Origin of the sequence: Citrobacter sp. wls613 (assembly GCF_005281195.1) — a bacterium.
In the GTDB taxonomy this organism is placed as follows: domain Bacteria; phylum Pseudomonadota; class Gammaproteobacteria; order Enterobacterales; family Enterobacteriaceae; genus Citrobacter; species Citrobacter gillenii.
This window is the reverse complement of record NZ_SZXN01000069.1, coordinates 210,271-213,780: the sequence shown is the minus strand read 5'-3', so window position 1 is coordinate 213,780 and position 3,510 is coordinate 210,271. Positions and strand designations below refer to the sequence as shown.

Below are 3,510 nucleotides of genomic sequence, written 5' to 3'. Positions count from 1 at the left end.
CATGCGAGAGTAGGGAACTGCCAGGCATCAAATTTAGTGTGCTGATATGGCTCAGTTGGTAGAGCGCACCCTTGGTAAGGGTGAGGTCCCCAGTTCGACTCTGGGTATCAGCACCAGTTTTTAGGTTAATGTTCGGCACGTAGAAAAGAATTTGTCTGGCGGCTGTAGCGCGGTGGTCCCACCTGACCCCATGCCGAACTCAGAAGTGAAACGCCGTAGCGCCGATGGTAGTGTGGGGTCTCCCCATGCGAGAGTAGGGAACTGCCAGACATCAAATAAGTGAAAAGGCCATCCGAAAGGATGGCCTTTTTGCGTTATGTGTACTCAGAAAAGGCCAGATGACGGTGTCAACGCCCTATCCGACCTTTAGGATTGGTACCATTATTGGTCTGATAAATGTAGTGCCGTTATATGCAAGTGGATGATAATATTAATGTATTACCTGCGATAAAAACGCTCGCGTACGTTCAGAACGTGGATTGGCAAAAAACTCATCCGGGGGTGCCTGTTCCACTATTTCACCTAGATCCATAAAAATCACTCTGTCGGCTACCGTGCGTGCAAAGCCCATTTCATGGGTGACACACAACATCGTCATTCCTGATTGCGCCAGGCCAATCATAGTATCCAGTACTTCTTTCACCATTTCAGGATCCAGCGCCGAGGTGGGTTCGTCAAACAACATAATTTTGGGTTTCATACACAGCGAGCGCGCAATAGCCACACGCTGCTGCTGTCCTCCGGAGATTTGTCCCGGGAATTTATGCGCATGTTCCGCAATACGAACCCGTTCAAGATAGTGCATGGCCAGAACCTCAGCCTCTTTCTTTGGCATCTTGTGGACCCAAATAGGGGCCAATGTACAGTTTTGCAAGACCGTCAAATGCGGAAAGAGATTAAAGTGCTGAAAGACCATACCGACTTCTTGCCTGACACGCTCAATATTGCGGATGTCTTCGTTGAGTTCAATCCCATCCACCACAATGCGTCCTTGCTGATGCTCTTCCAGATGATTAATACAGCGGATGGTTGTCGATTTACCAGAGCCAGAAGGCCCACATAATACGATGCGCTCCCCCTGTTTTACCTTCAGGTTAATATTCTTAAGAACATGAAACTGCCCATACCACTTGTTGACGTTTTCCAGCGTAATCATCGCGTCGGTAGACGGCATTAATAATTGGCTCATAAATTCCTCAGTGCGGTGTACGCCCGGTGTTAAAACGTTTTTCCAGATGCTGGCTGTAACGAGACATGCTGAAACAGAAAATCCAGTAAATCAGTGCGGCAAAAACGTAGCCTTCTGTCGACATCCCCAGCCAGGCGGGATCGACGGTTGCTTGTTGTACGCTACTAAAAAGATCAAACAGACCTATGATGATGACCAGGCTGGTATCTTTGAACAGCGCGATAATCGTGTTGACCAGGCTGGGAATAACCAACTTAAGCGCTTGGGGAAGAATAACCAGTCCCTGCGTCTTCCAGTATCCTAGTGCCAGTGACTCGGCGGCTTCATACTGCCCCTTTGGTAAGGCTTGTAATCCTCCGCGCACCACCTCCGCGACATAGGCAGACTGGAAAAGGATCACCCCAACCAGCGCGCGAATTAGTTTGTCGATGCTGGTACCTTCCGACATAAACAATGGCAGCATCACTGAGGACATAAACAGCACGGTGATCAACGGTACTCCACGCCAGAACTCAATGAAAATAACGGATAAAATCCGCACGACGGGCATATGAGAACGACGACCTAATGCCAGTAAAATTCCCCATGGAAGTGCACCGGCAATACCGACGGAGGCGATAATCAAGGTTAGCGTTAATCCTCCCCACTGCCGGGTTTCGACACGTTCGAGACCGAAAAAACCACCGTACATCAGCCACCAGACCACAATGGGGTAAACCACTGCCCAGACGGCGATATAGCGACCACGGTGGGACATGGTTTTCCAGAACATCGGGGCGATAGAAAGCAGACCGATAACCAGGGCCAGATTTACTCGCCAACGCTGATCGTGTGGATAGAGTCCATACATAAATTGGCCAAAGCGTTCATGGATGAACACCCAGCAGGCTCCTGCTTTCGTACAATCTGCCCGGGTAGATCCTACCCAGTTCGCCTGTAGAAATGCCCAGTTCAATAGAGGGGGAATAAACGCCCACATTAACCACACGCACAACAGCGTGAGCAGGCTATTTGACCAACTAGAGAACAGGTTCTTGCGTACCCACAAAATAACGCGTCCTGCGTGATTACTGTTCTGGCGCGTGGGGTGAGACAGCAGTGCTTTTGTCATCATGGCTCCTTAGCGCTCAATCAGTGCTATCCGACGGTTATAAATATTCATCAACAGAGAAATGCTCAGGCTGATGATCAGATACACCGACATGGTAATGGCAATGGTTTCAATGGCCTGTCCTGTTTGGTTAAGTACGGTCCCAGCAAACAGTGAAACCATATCCGGGTAGCCGATGGCTGCAGCCAGAGAGGAGTTTTTTACGATATTCAGGTACTGGCTGGTCAGTGGGGGAATGATGACGCGCAGCGCCTGCGGGATAATAACCTGGCGAAGGGTTACCGGATTTGGCAGCCCCAGTGAGCGTGCTGCCTCGTGCTGACCATAAGGCACGGCCTGAATGCCCGCGCGAATAATTTCTGCAATAAATGCGGAGGTATACACCGAAAGTGCCAGCGTCAGCGCAGCCAGTTCTGGAATAAGCACCATGCCGCCACGGAAGTTAAAGCCGCGTAGTTCAGGCACATCCCAGTGTAGCGCTGCGCCAAAAATCCACTGTGAAAGCATCGGTAAAAAAGCGAACAGCGCCAGGGCCGTAGGCCAGGTCCGTCGTAACTGACCTGTTTTAGTCTGATGCATTTTATTAAAGCGAAATAACCCAATGGAGATGATGGCAGCAATCAGGGCGGCAGCGCAAAAGGCAACAAGACCCTCTGCCATTTGTGGTGCCGGAATATAGAGCCCGCGGTTGCTCAGGAATGCGATATCCAATGCGTTAACAGCCTGGCGTGGGCCAGGTAAATTACGTAACACAGCAAAATACCAGAAGAAGATTTGTAGCAGCGGGGGAATATTGCGGAACGTTTCGATATAAATCGTTGAGAGCTTGCGCAGTAACCAGTTATCCGACAACCGCGCCAGTCCGAGAAAAAAACCGAGAAATGACGCGAAAACAATGCACAGCGCTGAGACTAACAGTGTATTAAGCAGACCGACCAGAAAGACGCGGCCATAGGTATCGCCCTGCTCGTAATCAATCAGATGCTGAACAATGCCAAATCCGGCACTGCGATCGAGAAAAGAAAATCCCGAGGTAATACCGCGGCTGCTCAGGTTATTAATCGTGTTATGAATGAGGTAGACCGCAATGCTGATGACCGCAATGACGGCGAGTATTTGAAATAACCAGGCGCGGACCGCAGGGTTAGAAAAGGAGAATGATCCTTTTACGCTTGAGCGGCGATGGGGCATAAGAAAACCTCGGTAACTG

Annotated in this window: 3 protein-coding genes, 1 tRNA gene and 1 rRNA gene; 2 read left to right on the top strand and 3 right to left on the bottom strand. The window is 50.0% G+C overall.

Translation table 11 applies throughout. The features are described 5' to 3' along the window. The first annotated feature begins 40 nt into the window (after positions 1-40). Positions 41-116, top strand: a tRNA-Thr gene (locus tag FDX01_RS17745). A gap of 38 nt (positions 117-154) precedes the next feature. Further along, positions 155-270: ribosomal RNA gene (gene rrf, locus FDX01_RS17740) — 5S ribosomal RNA — on the top strand. A 160-nt stretch (positions 271-430) separates the two neighbouring features. On the opposite strand, the gene FDX01_RS17735 is transcribed toward rrf, so the two are convergent. The 3 genes from FDX01_RS17735 to FDX01_RS17725 are packed head-to-tail and all read right to left on the bottom strand — an operon-like array spanning position 431 to position 3,491. After that, a complete protein-coding gene (locus FDX01_RS17735; RefSeq protein ID WP_096755448.1) occupies positions 431-1,189 on the bottom strand; it encodes an amino acid ABC transporter ATP-binding protein in 759 nt (252 codons plus the stop codon). 7 nt (positions 1,190-1,196) lie between these two features. Further along, positions 1,197-2,300, bottom strand: a complete 1,104-nt coding sequence (locus FDX01_RS17730) for an amino acid ABC transporter permease (RefSeq protein ID WP_137400215.1) — start codon at positions 2,298-2,300, stop codon at positions 1,197-1,199. A 9-nt stretch (positions 2,301-2,309) separates the two neighbouring features. Next, entirely contained in the window at positions 2,310-3,491 is a 1,182-nt protein-coding gene (locus FDX01_RS17725) for an amino acid ABC transporter permease (RefSeq protein WP_137400214.1), read from the bottom strand. Between the last annotated feature and the right edge of the window lie 19 nt (positions 3,492-3,510).

Excerpts from the sequence above, each read along its gene's own strand:
- FDX01_RS17735 (WP_096755448.1), bottom strand. The coding sequence starts at position 1,189 with ATGAGCCAATTATTAATGCCGTCTACCGACGCGATGATTACGCTGGAA.
- FDX01_RS17730 (WP_137400215.1), bottom strand. The coding sequence starts at position 2,300 with ATGACAAAAGCACTGCTGTCTCACCCCACGCGCCAGAACAGTAATCAC.
- FDX01_RS17725 (WP_137400214.1), bottom strand. The coding sequence starts at position 3,491 with ATGCCCCATCGCCGCTCAAGCGTAAAAGGATCATTCTCCTTTTCTAAC.